A 250-nucleotide genomic window follows, 5' to 3' on the forward strand; every position below is an offset into this window, starting at 1 on the left:
GGCCGCGCCCAGGACAAGGAGGACCTCATGGAGCGCCTCCGCGACCTGGGCTACATGTAACGCACGGCGATACCTCCCCGTTTCCCCTCTTCATTTCGATGACCCGAACACACACGAGCGAGCGCACGCTCCCCGCCGGTATCGGCCGCCCGGACGTGATCCTGGGCGTCATTACCGCCCTCCTCGTCATCGCCGTCGTGGCGACCGTCGCCGCGCCGTACGCAGCGATGCCGACGCTCGCCGCCGGCTG

At 69.2% G+C, this 250-nt stretch carries 1 protein-coding gene; it reads left to right on the forward strand.

What is annotated here, in order from left to right; translation table 11 throughout:
• Positions 1–98: 98 nt before the first annotated feature.
• A partial coding sequence (locus tag HKX41_12580; protein NNC24970.1) for a hypothetical protein occupies positions 99–250 on the forward strand: 152 nt, incomplete at its 3' end.

The sequence above is a fragment of the Salifodinibacter halophilus genome, from assembly GCA_012999515.1.
GTDB classification, from domain to species: Bacteria; Pseudomonadota; Gammaproteobacteria; order Nevskiales; family Salinisphaeraceae; genus Salifodinibacter; species Salifodinibacter halophilus.